Annotated in this window: 14 protein-coding genes; 5 read left to right on the top strand and 9 right to left on the bottom strand. The window is 63.2% G+C overall.

Features of this window, described 5'->3' with window-relative positions; genetic code table 11:
* Window positions 1-337 precede the first annotated feature (337 nt).
* From ACIOWL_RS00365 to ACIOWL_RS00340, 6 genes are all read right to left on the bottom strand, one after another.
* Window positions 338-1,144 (bottom strand): ABC transporter ATP-binding protein, encoded by an 807-nt coding sequence (locus ACIOWL_RS00365; protein ID WP_400380247.1) that lies wholly within the window; start codon window positions 1,142-1,144, stop codon window positions 338-340.
* Window positions 1,145-2,248, bottom strand: a complete 1,104-nt coding sequence (locus tag ACIOWL_RS00360) for a FecCD family ABC transporter permease (protein WP_400380244.1) — start codon at window positions 2,246-2,248, stop codon at window positions 1,145-1,147. It abuts the gene before it with no gap.
* Complete coding sequence (locus ACIOWL_RS00355; RefSeq protein WP_400380241.1) at window positions 2,245-3,279, bottom strand: FecCD family ABC transporter permease; 1,035 nt, start codon at window positions 3,277-3,279, stop codon at window positions 2,245-2,247. Before ACIOWL_RS00355 ends, ACIOWL_RS00360 begins: the two co-directional genes overlap by 4 nt.
* Window positions 3,280-3,290: 11 nt before the next feature.
* Complete coding sequence (locus ACIOWL_RS00350; RefSeq protein ID WP_400380238.1) at window positions 3,291-4,079, bottom strand: siderophore-interacting protein; 789 nt, start codon at window positions 4,077-4,079, stop codon at window positions 3,291-3,293.
* 2 nt (window positions 4,080-4,081) lie between these two features.
* A complete protein-coding gene (locus ACIOWL_RS00345; protein ID WP_400380235.1) occupies window positions 4,082-5,068 on the bottom strand; it encodes an ABC transporter substrate-binding protein in 987 nt (328 codons plus the stop codon).
* Between the two features lie 292 nt (window positions 5,069-5,360).
* Window positions 5,361-6,731 carry a helix-turn-helix domain-containing protein gene (locus tag ACIOWL_RS00340; RefSeq protein WP_400380232.1) on the bottom strand — a complete coding sequence of 457 codons (1,371 nt, stop codon included), beginning with the start codon at window positions 6,729-6,731 and terminating at the stop codon, window positions 5,361-5,363.
* Between the two features lie 107 nt (window positions 6,732-6,838).
* Here ACIOWL_RS00340 and argE point away from each other — a divergent pair, with 107 nt between their 5' ends.
* Window positions 6,839-8,005, top strand: a complete 1,167-nt coding sequence (gene argE, locus ACIOWL_RS00335; protein ID WP_400380229.1) for an acetylornithine deacetylase — start codon at window positions 6,839-6,841, stop codon at window positions 8,003-8,005.
* Between the two features lie 90 nt (window positions 8,006-8,095).
* Here argE and ACIOWL_RS00330 read toward each other — a convergent pair whose 3' ends face one another.
* Window positions 8,096-8,788, bottom strand: a complete 693-nt coding sequence (locus ACIOWL_RS00330) for a hemolysin III family protein (protein ID WP_400380226.1) — start codon at window positions 8,786-8,788, stop codon at window positions 8,096-8,098.
* A gap of 199 nt (window positions 8,789-8,987) precedes the next feature.
* Window positions 8,988-9,254: a GlsB/YeaQ/YmgE family stress response membrane protein gene (locus ACIOWL_RS00325; RefSeq protein ID WP_400380224.1), complete on the bottom strand. Its 267-nt coding sequence runs from the start codon at window positions 9,252-9,254 to the stop codon at window positions 8,988-8,990.
* Window positions 9,255-9,526: 272 nt separating this feature from the next.
* Between ACIOWL_RS00325 and ACIOWL_RS00320 the strand changes: the two genes are divergently transcribed.
* The 3 genes from ACIOWL_RS00320 to ACIOWL_RS00310 all read left to right on the top strand — a co-directional run bounded on the left by ACIOWL_RS00320 (window position 9,527) and on the right by ACIOWL_RS00310 (window position 12,961).
* Window positions 9,527-10,033 carry a gluconokinase gene (locus tag ACIOWL_RS00320; RefSeq protein ID WP_400380221.1) on the top strand — a complete coding sequence of 169 codons (507 nt, stop codon included), beginning with the start codon at window positions 9,527-9,529 and terminating at the stop codon, window positions 10,031-10,033.
* 53 nt (window positions 10,034-10,086) lie between these two features.
* Window positions 10,087-11,505 carry a GntP family permease gene (locus ACIOWL_RS00315; RefSeq protein WP_400380219.1) on the top strand — a complete coding sequence of 473 codons (1,419 nt, stop codon included), beginning with the start codon at window positions 10,087-10,089 and terminating at the stop codon, window positions 11,503-11,505.
* Between the two features lie 130 nt (window positions 11,506-11,635).
* Window positions 11,636-12,961, top strand: coding sequence for a hemolysin family protein (locus ACIOWL_RS00310; protein WP_400380216.1), 1,326 nt, complete (start codon window positions 11,636-11,638; stop codon window positions 12,959-12,961).
* A gap of 14 nt (window positions 12,962-12,975) precedes the next feature.
* On the opposite strand, the gene ACIOWL_RS00305 is transcribed toward ACIOWL_RS00310, so the two are convergent.
* Window positions 12,976-13,707 (bottom strand): FadR/GntR family transcriptional regulator, encoded by a 732-nt coding sequence (locus ACIOWL_RS00305; protein WP_400380213.1) that lies wholly within the window; start codon window positions 13,705-13,707, stop codon window positions 12,976-12,978.
* Window positions 13,708-13,914: 207 nt separating this feature from the next.
* Between ACIOWL_RS00305 and gndA the strand changes: the two genes are divergently transcribed.
* Window positions 13,915-15,354, top strand: a complete 1,440-nt coding sequence (gene gndA, locus ACIOWL_RS00300) for an NADP-dependent phosphogluconate dehydrogenase (RefSeq protein ID WP_400380211.1) — start codon at window positions 13,915-13,917, stop codon at window positions 15,352-15,354.
* Window positions 15,355-15,494: the final 140 nt, after the last annotated feature.

Raw genomic sequence — 15,494 nt, 5'->3', positions numbered from 1 at the left:
CTGGCGTCGGTGAAACCTCGCGGTGGCCATCGTTCGCCCAGCCCTAGATTCGAACCGTGGCTTCGATCCCCGGGCACGCGGTGACCAATCTCGGGAGGGGGCGTAATATTTCAGTAATATGAAGAACTTCGGAAAATCTAAAATGAATCCGTATCATTACAGGAGTTTTCGTTGTAGCCTTAGACCAGTGAAGGCCCGTTGATACATTGTCTCTTGGGGGAGACCTGCTTCCGGGTACAGGCCAACGTAAATATGGGGATATGGACGTTAGACTTTTCACTCGCAACAGAACCCCGCCGGAGATTTCCGGCGGGGTTCTGGTTCTTTGTGGCAGCGATTAGCGGCAGGCTGCGCTGCCGTGCGGGATGATCATCGGCCCTCCGGCGATCGGATCTTCGATGACCGCGCAGTCCAGCCCGAAAATCTGCTTCACCAACTCCTCGGTGATGACCTCGCGGGGTGTGCCTTGGGCCCTGATGCGCCCGTCTTTCATGGCGATGATGTGGGTCGCGTAGCGGGCCGCATGATTCAGGTCGTGCAAGACGGCAACCAGCGTGCGCCCCTGGGCGTGCAGCGAGCAGAACAATTCAAGCAGTTCGATCTGATGCGCGATGTCCAAATAGGTGGTTGGCTCATCGAGCAATAGATAGGGCGTTTGCTGTGCCAAGGCCATAGCCACCCAGACCCGTTGGCGCTGCCCACCGGAGAGTTCATCCACCAGCCGCGTCGACAGGTCGGTGGTGTTGGTAGCGCGCAACGCGGCGGCTACCGCTTGCTCGTCGCTGCCGCTCCATTGGTGCATCAGGGTTTGGTGCGGGAAACGCCCGCGTGCCACAAGCTCTGCGACGGTGATTCCATCCGGGGAGATGGCCGACTGCGGAAGCAAACCGAGCCTCTTGGCCAGTTCCTTGGCGCGAAATGATGAAATATCTGCGCCGTCTAACAAGATGCGACCGGTGCGCGAGGGTAGCAGGCGGGCCAGAAGCCGCAGCATCGTCGATTTGCCGCAGGCATTGGGGCCCACGATGACGGTGAAGCTCCCGGCAGGGATCGACACATCGAGATCGCTGGAAATGATGTGTTGCTCGTAGCCGACCGTCGCATTCTCGATGCGCAGGCCCGGCTCGGGGGTGATCCTGGACATTTATCCCTTTCTGGATTCACGGACTAGAAGCCAAATAAAGTAGAAACCGCCCAGGCTGACCGTCATGATTCCGACGGGCAACGGGGTGGCCGGGGCCAAACGCTGGGCGAGCACGTCGGAGATCAGCAAAAGCAAGGCGCCGATCAGGGCGGTGGGAAGCAACGCCGGCCCCGAGGCCTTGGCCAGGCGCCGGGCGATATGCGGGGCGACCAGGGCCACAAAAGAGATCGGTCCGACCGCGGCGGTGGCCAAGGCGGTGAGCGCCACCCCGATGAACATCAGATACAGCCGTTGCGGCTGCGTCCGGGTTCCCAAGGCGCGCGCCGCATCATCGCCCAGCTCTATTTGACGCAGGGTGGGCGCGGTGGCCAACGCCGCCGGAATGAGCGCCAGGCAGATCAGCGCCACGATCCCCAGCAACTCGAAATTCGCCCCGGCCAGGGTGCCCGCGCCCCACACCGTGGCGCGCAAGGCCACGTCGAGGTCCGCCCGGATAATCAGCAGCGTATTGACTGCCGCCAGCGCTGTGGAGACACCAATGCCGACGATGATCAGCCGGAATCCGGCCACGCCGCGGCGGTAGGAGAGCAGGTAGACCACCAGCGCGGTGGCGATCCCGCCGACAAACGAGCCCAGCGCGGTGTATGCGTAGCTCCCGGCGCCGATGATGATGCTCAACAGTGCGCCGGTGTAGGCTCCGGTGGAGAAACCGATGATGTCGGGGGAGCCCAGCGGATTGCGGGTCAGCGATTGGAAGATCGCCCCGCTCAGCGCCAGGCCGGCCCCGATCAGCAGCGCAAGCAGCACCCGCGGCAGGCGCCATTGCACCACCACCATGTGGCTGCGGCGGGTCCCGGAACCGAGCAATGCCTGAACGACCTCGCCGGGCTTCACGGTGGCTTCACCCCACACCAGGGCAAGCAGGCAGGTGGCCAGGATCAGTGCAAAGACCGCAAGGCAGAGGTACACGACCCGGCGGGAGATACGCAGGTTTAGCAGCCGGTGGCGCAGGGTGAACCCGGCCTGGGCGAAGTTCACGTGCTCGCCACTGCCCGCGCGATGCTCGGAGTCGGTCATGGGGTGCGCTTTCACATCCTCGCTCATAGGCCGGAGATTTTTGCTCGACGGGCCAGGATTACCAGCACCGGTGCGCCAAACAGCGCGGTCACGATGCCGACCTGCAATTCCTGCGGTGCAATGATCACCCGTCCCAGCACATCGGAGACGGTCACCAGCAGCGGCGCGGCCACCAGCGTGAGCGCCAGGATCCAGCGTTGGTCCGGCCCCAGCAGCCAACGGCACACATGCGGAACCATCAGCCCGACGAAGCCGATGGGCCCCGCGGCTGCCGTGGCGGCCCCGGCCAGCAGCGTTACCGCGATGATCACCAAGGCGCGGGTGCGCACCACGCGCGCCCCCAGCGATTGGGCGAGTTCATCACCCAATGCAACGGCGTTTAACGTCGGGGCCGCGATCAGCGCAAGTACCAGCGCAATCACGATGAACGGGAGCACCGCCAGCAAGATCGGCCAGTCGCGCCCGGAAATGGTGCCCGCGCCCCAATCGCGCATCTGGTCGAAAGCCGCGGGGAAACTGATCATGATGCCGGAGGTGATTCCGCCGAGCAGCGCCGCGACCGCCACCCCCACCAGGGTCAGCTGCAGCGGGGAAATCCCGCCGCGCCCGGCGGTTCCCAGCAGATACACCACCACGGTGACGGCCCCGGCCCCGGCAAAGGCGAACCAGAGGTACCCGTGGATCGAGCTGACCCCCAGGAAGGCCACCCCGAGGGTCACCGCGAACGCCGCCCCGGCATTCACCCCGAGGATTCCAGGGTCGGCCAACGGGTTGCGGGTGAAGGCCTGGATGAGCGCCCCGGCCACCCCCAGCGCCATCCCGACCACCACTCCCAAAACCGCCCTCGGCAACCGCGACTGGAGCACCAGATACACCTCGTTCTGCTCGCCGTTGCCGCCCAGCGCCGAGAAAACCAGTCCCGGCGGGATCGGTTTGGCGCCGGTCATCAGGCTCAGCGCAAAGGCCACCAGCAGCAGGGCCGCGGCGAGAACGCACCACAGCACCCGGCGTGTGGTGGCCGCCGCTGGGAGGGTTGCCGGCGCGGGGAGTTGATCCACCACCGCCGGCATCAGCCGAGGTCCGCTGCCCGGTCGCCGGACAGGTCCTGGGTCCAGTAGCCGATGACGTGATGGCGGTCGCGGGCCAGATCCAGCCGTGACCGCAGGTCTTTGCGGATCGATCGGCTGGCCGCCGATTCGCAGGCAACCCAGGCGTACCACGGCACCGCGGGCGCCGAAAGTTCCTGAACGGCCGCGGCCAGTCGGCTTGGCCCCAGTCCGTTGCCGCTGCCGGTGATCCAGTCGAACTGGACCGTGGCGGCGCTTGGCAGCACCAGGATATCGGCCGGGTCGGGCACCTCGATCAGTGCCCGGGCACTGACATGGGCCGGCAGCTGTTCTACGATCCGGGCCAGCCCGGGCAACCCCGTGGCGTCGGCCACCAGCAGATGGTGTTGCGCATCGGCGGGCGGACGGTAGTAGCTTGAGCTGCTCTCCCCGTCGAAAACCCCGATGACATGGCCGGCCTCGGCGCGTTCGGCCCAGGCGGAAGCCAGCCCGCCGGCGTGGATGACAAAATCGATGTCAAAATGCCGTCCGGAGTTTTCAACACGCCGCACCGTGTAGTGGCGCCACGGCGGTTCCTCGCCGACCCAACCCCGGCCGTACTCGGGGGAGTTGAAAATTTCCAGCTCCGCCCGATCGTGCCCGGGGCGGGGCAGGGCGATATCGATGCGTTCATCGCCGATCCCGTCGGTGAACCACCGCCAGGACCCGACGGTTTCGAATCGAATACGCTGCATGTTCGGTGAAATACGCTCGACGTTCAGCACACGCGCCGGGGAACAGGGGATCGCCATGGTTAGTTCTTCACCTGCTTCAAGATGTTTTCCACGGAGTCCAGGTTGTACATGCCCCATTCGAAGGAGGAGGTCGCCGGGGAGTCGTTCCAGGCGAAGACGTTGCCGGCTTTCACCGCAGGCAACGAGTTCCACAACGGATTGTTTTTGTAGCGTTCAAGCTGCTCGTCTTCCAGCACCAGAAGAATGCCGGCGTTGTCCAGCTTTTCCAGCAGTTCATCCGAGATCCAGGCCCACTGATCGTGCTCCTTGGCTTCCCCGTCGGTCGGTTCGCGGAATTGCGCGTCGACGGCAACCCAGGCAGGTGAAGCCCAACCGGTCGGGGTGTACCCGGCCCAGGTGGCCTCGTTGGGATTCAGCGAAAGGATGCCCAGCGGGTTTTGCTCCAGGACATCGCGGTAATCCTGGGAAATCTGGGCCGCGCGCTGTTCAAAGGCCGCCTGCTGCTGCTTGGCAGTGTCTAGTTGGTTCACGGCGTCGGCCACGCTCAGTGCCCGGTCATCCCAATCGCCGTTGACATCGACCTTGAAGGAGGGCGCGATCTCTTCGAGCCGTTTCACGGTCTCCGGGTCGCTGAACTCCGAGTCGACGATGATCAAATCGGGATCCAATTCAAGGATCTTTTCCACGTCGATCTCCGCATAGGTGCTGATTTCCGCAGCGCCCTGCAACGCGTCGATGTATTTCTGGGGCCGGCTCTCCGGTTCGGTCACACCCTGCATCGTACCCACGGGAATGATTCCCACGTCCACCAAGAGGCTCGATGAGTAAAAATCGGTTGAAACCACCCGTTGCGGGTCGCTGGGGACTTCAACCTCGCCGGTGGCATCCGTGACGATGCGAGTTGCCGAGGCCGCCGTTTCGGACTCTTCACCTGCCGCGCCGCATCCTGCTAAGACTGAGCCGCTGAGGGTGAGCATCATGGCCCAGGATAGTAGCTTGATGCCGGGGTGTTTTTTGGCGGCGAGGGCCGGGTGTTTCTGGTGCACTGAACATCCTTTGGGTGCGAGTTGATAACGTAGGTAAGGATTACCTCAATCGAGTGTAGTCGCACCGAATGATGGTAAATGTTCGGTTCGTGATGGTTTTTGGCGCGCGGACAATTCATCCGCTGCCGAAGGGATGGCCGAGATGATTCGCCGCAGAGGCCCGATCATTCGCGAAGATCGGCGATGGAATGACTCCACTGCGGGATTACTGGTAGTCCACTATAGGGGCAGGCAAATATTGCCTATTTCAATGTTCTGGACTGCGGTGACCGCTTGGTGAAGGGAGGGCGGCCTAGTCCCGTGCGTGACCGAGGTAGGCTGCTGGGGTGCTGCCCATCGTGGTCCGAAAATGGTTGATAAACGTACTGGGGCTCGCATAACCCAGCCGGCGAGCCGTGGTGGCGACGGGTATCCCGGAATCCAGCAGGATCAGCGAGGCCCGAATCCGGGCTAGCACCCGCCATTGAGTCAGCGACAGGCCGGTCTCTTCCTGAAAGGCGGCGGACAGGTCGCGTGGTGTCATTCCGAGTATGGTTGCCCACTCGCCGGTGCTCGTTTTTGCATCCAGGGCACCGAGGATGCCCTCGGCCACCCTTATCAGCAGCGCGCTGCGCGGCATCTTCAAATCGACCTCGGCGGCAACGGCCGGGTGGATGAGCTCAACCGCTAGCTGTTGCAACCTCAACCGCCGCTCATCGGGCATTGCGTGTTCGGCATTAAACAGCAGGAGCTCGCGAAGCGCGGGGGATAGCTGCACCAAACAGACCCTGGGCGGAAGCGTCGCAACGGCGCCCCGGGAAAAGTAGGTTGCCTGCAACAATGTTCCGGCAGAGACGTCGATCGAATGGGGAACATCCCGCGGGAGCCACAGGGCCTGGTGAGCTGGGACCGTCCACAACGCGTGGGCGGCCTGGACCCGCAGCGTTCCGGCTGTGCTCCACACCAGCTCGTCGCGAAAATGCCGTGATGAGCTCCACGTTTGCTGATTGCTGGTGGCGTGGCGGACCGTGGTGAACAGGAATTTTCTCAGGTTGGCGGTTGAGATTTTTGAGTTCGCCGGGATCGTGTGTTGCTGCTCAATCAAAGATTGGGCCAGGGTGGCCGCGCAGCTGCGAAGCCGGGTTTTGGCTGCATCTGCGTCCACCGGCGCGGCTGCGCTGGAACCGGCTGCTGGGTGCGCGATCGCCTGAGCGAGAATCAGGTCCATGACCCCCTGAAGCGCCGCCCGGGCGGAAGCTGTGCTCAGCTCGGGCAGGGCTCGTTGGAGATGCTCGCCGAGTTTCGTCATGAGCGTATCCATAAGCGCCGGTGTTGCGTGCCGGTCGATACGCTCGCGATACAGCAGCCGAGCGGTGGCGGCGTCTTTCATCAGCGCGTCATGCAGCGCGTCGAACAGTTCGGGGAATCCATCCGCCGACTGCACACTGGGGATGCCAAGCAGCCCGGTGCACAGCTGCTCGAAGGCGGCATTGTATAAACCCGTCTTGTTTCCGAAATGGCCGTAGATCCGTTCCTTGCTGATGCCGCAGATGTCGGCAATAAAATGAACGCGGGCTCCGGCAAAACCGAATTCCGCGAATTCTGCGGTGGCGGCCCCGATCAGGCGGCGTCTGGTGGTTAATGGGTCGCGCGGCATACGGCCCAGCTTATCGAAACCAACCATATGTTTGGTTCCTGTGTGACGGTAATGTTCCGCTCGTGTGCTTTGGCTCGGCGGGCTGTGAAAACATGGAAGAAACCCGCCAGCACATCAAGAGATAGGCACCTGAGATGGCAGAACCCAGCGAATCAAGTTTGTCCGAAATCCGCGAGCTCATCGCGGTCGACACCACCAGCCGTGAGAGCAACCTGCCATTGATCGAGCTGATCACGCAGAAATTGTCGGCTGCGGGGATTGCGTCCACGCTCATTCCCAGTCCGGACGGGCTCAAGGCCAACCTGTTGGCCACCATCCCGGCGGCCGATGGCACCGGCAGCGGGGGAATTGTCCTCTCGGGGCATACCGACGTGGTTCCGGTTGACGGGCAGCAATGGAGCAGCAATCCCTTCCAGACGCAGGTGCGAGATGGCCGGCTGTATGGCCGGGGCACCTGCGACATGAAGGGTTACCTCGGGGTGATCTTGGCGAAACTTCCGCAATTCACCGCCGCTGAACTTCGTGAGCCGATCCACCTGGCCTTCTCCTACGATGAAGAAATTGGCTGCGTGGGGGCGGTCTCGCTAGTTGAGGAGATCGTCAAACTGCAGTTGGCGCCGCGTGGTGCGTTGGTGGGCGAACCAAGCAGCATGCGTGTCATCCGCGGCCACAAGTCCATGAACGTGTTCAAGGTCCAGTTCCACGGGGTGGCCGCCCATTCCTCGCTTCCCAGCGAGGGGCTCAACGCGATCTCCTACGCCCTGCGATTTGCGAGTTTTGTTGAACAGGTCGCCGATGAATTGCGCACCGAAGGCCCGCAGGACCCGGCCTTTATCGAACCGACCACCACGATGAACGTGAACCGGATCGACGGAGGCATCGCGGTGAACACCATCCCGTCCGAATGCGTGGTCTTTTTTGAGTACCGCTCCCTGGCGATCGTGGATCGCGAGGCGCTCACCGCCCGATTCGTCGCCGAGGCCGAACGGCTCGAAGCTCAGATGCAGGCAAAAAACCCGGCCGCCTCGGTGAGTTTTGAACAGCAAGCCGGCGCTCCGGGTCTGGACACGCACGCGGGAGCGGACATCATTACCTTGGCCGCGCAGTGCGGGGCGACTGCAACCGATGAAAAAGTCACCTATGGGACCGAGGCCGGACTGTTTTCCGCTGCAGGCATCCCGGCGGTGGTGTGCGGTCCGGGCGACATCGCCCAGGCTCACGCCCCGGACGAATACATCGAGTTGTCGCAAATCGCTGCCTGCGAAGAGTTTTTCGACGCGCTGATCGCCGAACTGAGCTAATCGGCCACGGCACTTAATCTGGATTAAGGCATCAAGGGTCGCCCACCCGTGCGGTGAGCGACCCTTGATGGCGTGTGCCGGGGACCGGGGTTACAAGGCAACCAGGAGCACCGCACTCCAGTGGCAGGCAAAAGCCAGCACCGTGCACGCGTGGAACAATTCGTGGAACCCGAAGACCGTCGGCAGCGGGTTGGGCCGTTTGGTGGCGTAGAACATCGCCCCCACGGTGTAGGCGAGTCCGCCGACGATGATCAGGATCATCACCGCCGGGTTGGCGGCCCAGAAGGCCGGGAGGTACATCACCGCACCCCACCCGAGCAGCACATACAGCGAAACACCGATCCAGCGCGGAGCCCAGGGCCACAAGGACTTCACCGCGATGCCTGCCAAGGCGCCACCCCAGATGATCGACAGCACGATGATCGCCTGCCGAGGCTGCAGTGTCAGCGCCGCAACGGGGGTATAGGTGCCGGCGATCAGCAGGAAAATATTGGCGTGGTCGGCGCGGCGGAATAAACCCATCACCCGATCGGTCCAGCGGCCTCGGTGGTACAGCGCGGAGGTGCCGAAAAGAATGATGGAGCTCAGCGCGAAAACCGCGGTAGTCCATTCGGCCAACCGTCCATCGGCCAGGACCACCAGCACCAAACCCATGGCGATGATCACCGGGGTGGACCACGCGTGGATCAACCCGCGCCAGCGGGTGCGTTCAGTACCCTGGGGCGGCATGGCGCGCACGGGCTTTTTGGGAGCCTCGGGGGCCGCCAGCGGAGCAGAAGTCATACACATCCTTCGATCGGGCGGGCCTGTGCCAGCCTTGAGTTGAGTCTACGCTCCCTGACTGATCATCGGCTGTGCTCGGCTCCTTCCGAGCCGGATCACCTCGCCACCGTACGGCAACCGGGACCAAGCTCTAGGCTTGGCCCCGGTGATGTGCAGGCATGGATTGTCGATACGCCGCTGGCGATCGACGCCTCGCCGGCTAGGCGGTTTTTCTATTTTTGGTGAGCAAACCCCACACCAGCAAAACAATCAGCGAGCCGACAATGGCCATGACCCAGGTCCATAGCGACCAGAAATCCGACAGCGGTTCGTTGAACATCAGGCTGCCGACCCAGCCGCCGACGACTGCTCCGATGATCCCGAGGATGAGGGTGGCGAACCAACCCCCGCCCTGCTTGCCGGGCAAAATCATTTTCGCGATGGCACCGGCGATCAACCCTAAAACGACAAATCCAATAAATCCCATGGTGTTCTCCATTGGCTGCTAGGTTCCCCGTGGACGCTCTGTCCACGTGGTGCCGAGACTACGCTGTTGCGGCAATGCGGTCTGCGGCGGGGGGAAAACTCGCAGGTTTTGTTGAGGAACCGAATCAGGGTGCGATGGGTTGCGCCTGTGATGGTTGCCATAAGTTGCCTTGACAATCGGTTCGTACGACTCCTAATCTGGATAAATCTGATTTTATGAACCATGGCACAGCTAAAGTCTGATATTTGGTTCGGGCACGACGGAGTGAAAATATGACTGAGAAAGTTCCGCCCATTGTGGTGATGGGTGTTTCCGGCAGCGGAAAATCGACCATCGGCGCGATGCTGGCCGAAAAGCTGGGGCACGAATTCATCGACGGCGACAGCTTGCACCCGGTGGCCAACAAGGACAAGATGGCTGCCGGCCACGCCCTGGATGACACGGATCGCCGGCCGTGGCTGGAGATCATCGGCGGAACGCTGGCCCAAACCAACCGTGAAGGCCACCCGGTCATCATTGCGTGCTCGGCGCTCAAGCGCTCCTACCGCGACCTGATTCGCTCACATGAACCGCAGACCCTGTTTGTCCACCTCTCGGGCGGAAAAACCCTGATTCACGACCGGATGGCCGCACGCGAACACGAATACATGCCGCCGTCCCTGCTGACCAGCCAGCTGGCGACGCTAGAAGAGCCGACGGTTGACGAGCACGTGCTGACCGCAGACATTACCCGCAGCCCCGAGCAGATCGTGGATGATCTGCTCATCGATCTGGCCTAGCGGCCCGCCATTTCGTAGACCCTACGCTGCTTTTTTATTGATCAAGGACGACAATGACAACTGAGCTCGACATGACATGGACGCTGGGCACCCCGGCGCTCCTGGGCCTGGCGGTGGCGTCCATCGCCGTGCTGCTGGTGCTGATTATCCGCTTCCGGGTCCATGCCTTCTTGGCGCTGGTACTGGTCAGCCTGCTGACCGCGGTCGCCGCGGGCATCCCGGCCGGATCCATTATTACGACCCTCACCGGAGGTTTCGGCAGCACCCTGGCCAGCGTGGCCCTGCTGGTGGGCCTGGGCGCCATGCTGGGGCGCATGCTGGAAACCAGCGGCGGCGCCGATGTGCTGACCAACTGGCTGATTTCCAAATTCGGCGAAAAACGCGCTCCGCTCGCGCTGTCCATCGCCTCCTTGCTGTTCGGCTTCCCGATCTTCTTCGATGCCGGCCTGATGGTCATGCTGCCGATCATCTTCACCGTGGCCCGGCGCCTGGGTGGATCGGTGCTTTTCTACGCGATCCCCGCCGCGACCGCATTCTCGGTCATGCACGTATTTGTGCCGCCGCATCCCGGCCCGGTGGCCGCGTCCGGCCTGCTGGAAGCCAACGTCGGCCTGGTGCTGATCCTGGGCCTGGTGGTAGCCATTCCGACCTGGTTCATCGCCGGTCACCTGTTCGGCAAGTTTGTGGGCAAGAAGTTCGACATCCCGGTTCCGCACATCCTGGACGCCGCGCTGGGCAATGGCAACACCGACAAGGACGCGTTCAAGTCCTCCCCATCGGTAGCTACCGTTTTCATCCTGCTCTTTTTGCCGCTGCTGCTGATCTTCATGAACACCGGCCTGAACATGCTCGGCTCCGCCGGCGTGGTCGACGCTGAGGCATCCTGGGTGCAGTGGCTGCGCCTGCTGGGCGAAACCCCGGTGGCGCTGCTGATTACCGTGCTGCTGGGCATGTACCTGCTCGGGTTCCGCAAGGGCAAGGAAAAAACCCTGATCGAGACCGTGGTTGACTCCGCGCTCGGCCCGGTCTGCTCGATCATCCTGATCACCGGCGCCGGCGGCATGTTCGGCGGGGTGCTGCGTGCCAGCGGCATCGGCAACGCCATCGCCGACTCGCTGGACGCCGTGGGCCTGCCGCTGATTGTTGCCGGCTTCCTGATTGCCGCCGTGGTGCGTGTCGCGCAGGGTTCGGCGACCGTCGCGCTGACCACCGCAGCGGCGATTGTGCAGCCAGCGGTGCTGGCCGATGCCTCGCTGAGTGTTTTCCAGGTGGCCGCCATGGTGCTGGCGCTGGCCGCCGGCTCGGTCTTCGCCGGCCACGTGAACGACTCCGGCTTCTGGCTGGTCTCGCGCTTCTTGCAGATGGACGTGCAGACCACCTTGAAGGTCTGGACCGTTGGCCAGGCGCTGGTCTCCGTGGTCGGTTTCGCCTTCGTGATGGTGCTCTACGGCATCGCCACCGCGCTGGCCTAACACCAGCAGCTGGCCCGGGGCCGATCCTGCGATGAACCACCGCGGGGTCGGCCCCGTTCCCTTTTAACGTTGTTCCTGTGAATGCCGGCAGGCGCCGCCGCTCTCAGGTGCCTTTGGTAAAGTGTGGGCCATGGACGGGTCCACCCTGCAAAGCCTGCTGCTCGTGATATTTTTTGTGCTGCTGGGCGGGGTGTTCGCCGGCACGGAAATGGCGCTGGTGTCGCTGCGCGAAAGCCAGATCGTGCAGCTGGAGAAATCCGGGGGCCGCGGGGCCCGCACCGCGAAGCTGGCCCGTGATCCAAATCTTTTCCTGGCCGCCGTGCAGATCGGGGTGACCCTGTCGGGATTCTTCTCCGCCGCCTACGGAGCTTCCACCCTCGCCCCGGATCTCGCGCCATTGCTGGTGCGACTGGGCCTGGCCGAAAATACCGCGCAGTCCACGGCCTTCATCGGAATCACGGTGCTGATCGCCTATCTCTCGCTGGTGCTGGGCGAGCTGGTGCCCAAACGGCTGGCCATGCAGAACGCCGCAGGGTTCACCCGTGTTCTCGCCCCGCCGCTGGGGGTTTTCGCGTGGCTGATGCGTCCGGTCATCGCGTTGCTCTCCTTCTCCACCAATACGGCGCTGCGCTTGCTGGGGGCCGACCCGAGCGTGAAGTCCGAAACGTTCGGCAGCGAGGAGCTGCGCCACTTGGTGCGCGAAAACGAGGAACTCCACGAGGACAGCCGCGCAATCCTCGGTGACGTCTTCAACGCGGGCGAAAGAACCCTGCGCGAGGTGATGCGCCCGCGGACCGAAGTCCAGATGCTTGATGCGACGCTGAGCATTGCCGAAGCCCGCGACAAGGTGGCCGCGTTGCCCTACTCGCGCTATCCGGTGATCGGCGAGTCCAAGGACGACGTCTTGGGATTCATCCACGTGCGGGACCTGTACGCCGAGCACGACGAGCATCCGGCGAGTATCGGCCAGCTGGCGCGCGAGGTCCTGGTGCTTCCCGGGACAAAACAAATCCTGCGCACCATGGCGCAAATGCGCCGGGAGCAGCGCCACATGGTGCTGGTCGCGGACGAGTACGGCGGCACGGACGGGATTGTGACCCTGGAGGACCTGGTGGAAGAGATCATCGGAGAGGTGTACGACGAATTCGACACCGACGTCGAATCCGAAGACCGGGTGCTGCATCGAGGCCGTTGGCTTCAGATCGACGGGGGACTGATCCTGCAGGAGTTCGCCGGGCTGACCGGGGTGCACCTGCCCGAAGGACCGTATGAAACCGTGGCCGGGTTCCTCGCTTCCCGCCTGGGACGGATGCCCGCGGTCAACGACGCGGTGCAGGCGGCGGGCCTGCAGCTGACCGTGCAAACCCTGAACGGGCGGCGTGTGGGATGGATTCGGGTGGAAAATCCCGCGGATGAGAAATGGCCCGCCGGCCCGGCAGATGACCTGCCGGACTAGCGGCGGCGCCGCGGCTACGCGGTGTCTTGGGTATCCACAAAAAGGCGTGGTTCGTGCTCCCAGAGGCTTGAAATTTCATTGTGCGTGCGGCGCATGATGCTTTCCATATTGCGCCGCGCCGCGGCCGGATCCGAGTTGGAAATCGCGTCGGCCACCGATTGGTGCCAGAGCAAGGCCTCCTCGTGAGGGCGCTCGGGCATCAGCCCTAAATCGGTGCGTCCGCGCAGGATCGCCCCGACGGGGGTTGCCAGGTTGGCGAACATCTCATTGCCGCTGGCACCGAGCACCAGCGCGTGGAAACGAATGTCGAGTTCCAAAAAGCGGCGCAAATCGCCCTGGCGTCCATAGTGGTTCATCTGCGCCGAGATCAGCATCAGTTCCTTGCGCATTTCTTCCGGTGCCACCTCGGCGGCCAATTCGGCGGCCATGGGTTCAACGGAAATACGCAGTTCGGTCAGCGAACGCAACTGCGCGCCGCGCTGATCGCTGGCCAGACGCCAGCGGATCACGTGATCGTCGTAGGGATTCCAGTGCTCAGCGCTGAGCACCCGAATGCCGACACGTTTGGTGCTGTTCACCAGGCCGCACTGGGCCAGGACACGCACCGCCTCACGGATCACCGAACGGGAGACCTGGAGTTTCTGCTCTAAGTCGGCGGCCAGGATGATGGAGCCGCGGGGAATTTGTCCGTTGACGATGCGGGAGCCGAGGTGCTCAACCACATGAGCGTGCAGACTAGTTGCCATGACGTTAGTTTAGCCAATGAGTAGTCGCGATTGACCATCGTGGGCCACGTTGCGCGAAAACAAATATGTTTTAAGTATGACTTCGCTCTGGGAATCGCATGCCTGATCCTAGTAAGATGAAAAGGTCACGTGGTCGTGATTTGAGACCGCGTCGTATCCGGTCTCTATCCTGGCCCACCTCCCGGTAATTGATGGAGTCTTATTTTTATGCCTGCACAGATTGGTGTCACAGGTCTGGCCGTGATGGGTGCAAACCTCGCACGCAACTTCGCCCGCAACGGATACACCGTAGCCCTGCACAACCGTTCGGTCGCCAAGACCGACGCCCTGCTCGAGGCTCACGGCGACGAGGGCGACTTCATTCGCACCGCGTCCCTGGAAGAACTTGTTGCCAACCTCGAGTCGCCGCGCCGTGTGATGATCATGGTCAAGGCCGGTGGCCCGGTTGATTCGGTCATCGACCAGCTTGTTCCGCTGCTGGACGAGGGCGACATCATCATCGACGGTGGCAACTCGCACTACACCGATACCCGCCGCCGCGAGGCCGCGCTGTCCGAGAAGGGTCTGCACTTTGTCGGCGTCGGTGTGTCCGGCGGCGAAGAGGGCGCCCTGCTTGGCCCATCGATCATGCCAGGCGGCTCGGCCGAGTCCTACAAGGCGCTGGGCCCGATGCTGGAGAAGATTTCCGCAAAGGCCGACGACGGCGCGCCATGCTGCGCCTGGATCTCCACCGACGGTGCCGGTCACTTCGTGAAGATGGTGCACAACGGCATCGAGTACGCCGACATGCAGGTCATCGGCGAAGCCTTCGATCTGCTGCGCAGCGCCGCAGGAATCGAGCCGGCGGCCCAGGCGGAAATTTTTGCCGACTGGAACAAGGGCGAGCTCTCCAGCTTCCTGATCGAAATCACCGCCGAGGTCCTGGGCCACACCGACGCCGCGACCGGCCTGCCGCTGATCGACGTCATCCAGGACTCCGCCGGGCAGAAGGGCACCGGCCGCTGGACCGTGCAGTCCGGCCTGGATCTGGGCTCCCCGGTCTCGGCCATCGCCGAATCCGTGTTCGCCCGCTCGCTGTCCTCCCAGCGCGGGATCCGCGCCGTGGGCCAGCAGGTTTTGGCCGCCGAAACCAGCGAGGTCACCCTGCCGGAGAACTTCGTGGAGGACGTGCGCCAGGCATTGTTCGCCTCGAAGCTGGTTTCCTACGCCCAGGGCATCGACATGCTCACCTCGGCCGCTACCGAGTACAACTGGGAACTGAAGCTGGATGAGATCGCCGGCTTGTGGCGTGAAGGCTGCATCATCCGCGCCGCCCTGCTCAAGGACATCACCGCCGCCTACGCCGGCGATGCGAAGCCGGAGAACTTGCTGTTCGCCCCAGCCTTCGCCGAGGCGATCGCCAAGGCCGTTCCGGCCTGGCGCCGGGTCATCTCGGTTGCCGTGCAGCTGGGTATCCCGGCTCCGGTCTTCTCCTCCTCGCTGGCCTACTACGACGGCCTGCGCCGCGACCGCCTGCCGGCGGCCCTGACCCAGGGCCTGCGCGACTTCTTCGGTGCGCACACCTACCGCCGCACCGACAAGGATGGAACCTTCCATACCCTGTGGAGCGGCGATCGCTCGGAGATCGCCGCAGAGGACACCCACTAGGTCCTCGCACCGATCAACCGGTCGCGTCCCGCGCAGATTCTTCTGCCGGGGCGCGGCCGGTTTTTCTATCCCTCCAGGCTGTGCGGCAAACTTGAAAACTCAGCCCTGACATAGGTGTTTCTACATACTTTCAGGGTTTC

Source organism: Glutamicibacter sp. NPDC087344, assembly GCF_044744225.1.
Lineage (GTDB): Bacteria > Actinomycetota > Actinomycetes > Actinomycetales > Micrococcaceae > Glutamicibacter.
Note: the sequence above shows the minus strand (reverse complement) of the source record. Positions and strands in the feature narration are given on the sequence as shown.

What these genes read in the sequence shown, in the direction of transcription:
- ACIOWL_RS00365 (WP_400380247.1), bottom strand. Translation starts at nt 1,144, where the DNA reads ATGTCCAGGATCACCCCCGAGCCGGGCCTGCGCATCGAGAATGCGACG.
- ACIOWL_RS00360 (WP_400380244.1), bottom strand. Translation starts at nt 2,248, where the DNA reads ATGAGCGAGGATGTGAAAGCGCACCCCATGACCGACTCCGAGCATCGC.
- ACIOWL_RS00350 (WP_400380238.1), bottom strand. Translation starts at nt 4,079, where the DNA reads ATGGCGATCCCCTGTTCCCCGGCGCGTGTGCTGAACGTCGAGCGTATT.
- ACIOWL_RS00340 (WP_400380232.1), bottom strand. Translation starts at nt 6,731, where the DNA reads ATGGTTGGTTTCGATAAGCTGGGCCGTATGCCGCGCGACCCATTAACC.
- argE (WP_400380229.1), top strand. Translation starts at nt 6,839, where the DNA reads ATGGCAGAACCCAGCGAATCAAGTTTGTCCGAAATCCGCGAGCTCATC.
- ACIOWL_RS00330 (WP_400380226.1), bottom strand. Translation starts at nt 8,788, where the DNA reads ATGACTTCTGCTCCGCTGGCGGCCCCCGAGGCTCCCAAAAAGCCCGTG.
- ACIOWL_RS00325 (WP_400380224.1), bottom strand. Translation starts at nt 9,254, where the DNA reads ATGGGATTTATTGGATTTGTCGTTTTAGGGTTGATCGCCGGTGCCATC.
- ACIOWL_RS00320 (WP_400380221.1), top strand. Translation starts at nt 9,527, where the DNA reads ATGACTGAGAAAGTTCCGCCCATTGTGGTGATGGGTGTTTCCGGCAGC.
- ACIOWL_RS00315 (WP_400380219.1), top strand. Translation starts at nt 10,087, where the DNA reads ATGACAACTGAGCTCGACATGACATGGACGCTGGGCACCCCGGCGCTC.
- ACIOWL_RS00310 (WP_400380216.1), top strand. Translation starts at nt 11,636, where the DNA reads ATGGACGGGTCCACCCTGCAAAGCCTGCTGCTCGTGATATTTTTTGTG.
- ACIOWL_RS00305 (WP_400380213.1), bottom strand. Translation starts at nt 13,707, where the DNA reads ATGGCAACTAGTCTGCACGCTCATGTGGTTGAGCACCTCGGCTCCCGC.
- gndA (WP_400380211.1), top strand. Translation starts at nt 13,915, where the DNA reads ATGCCTGCACAGATTGGTGTCACAGGTCTGGCCGTGATGGGTGCAAAC.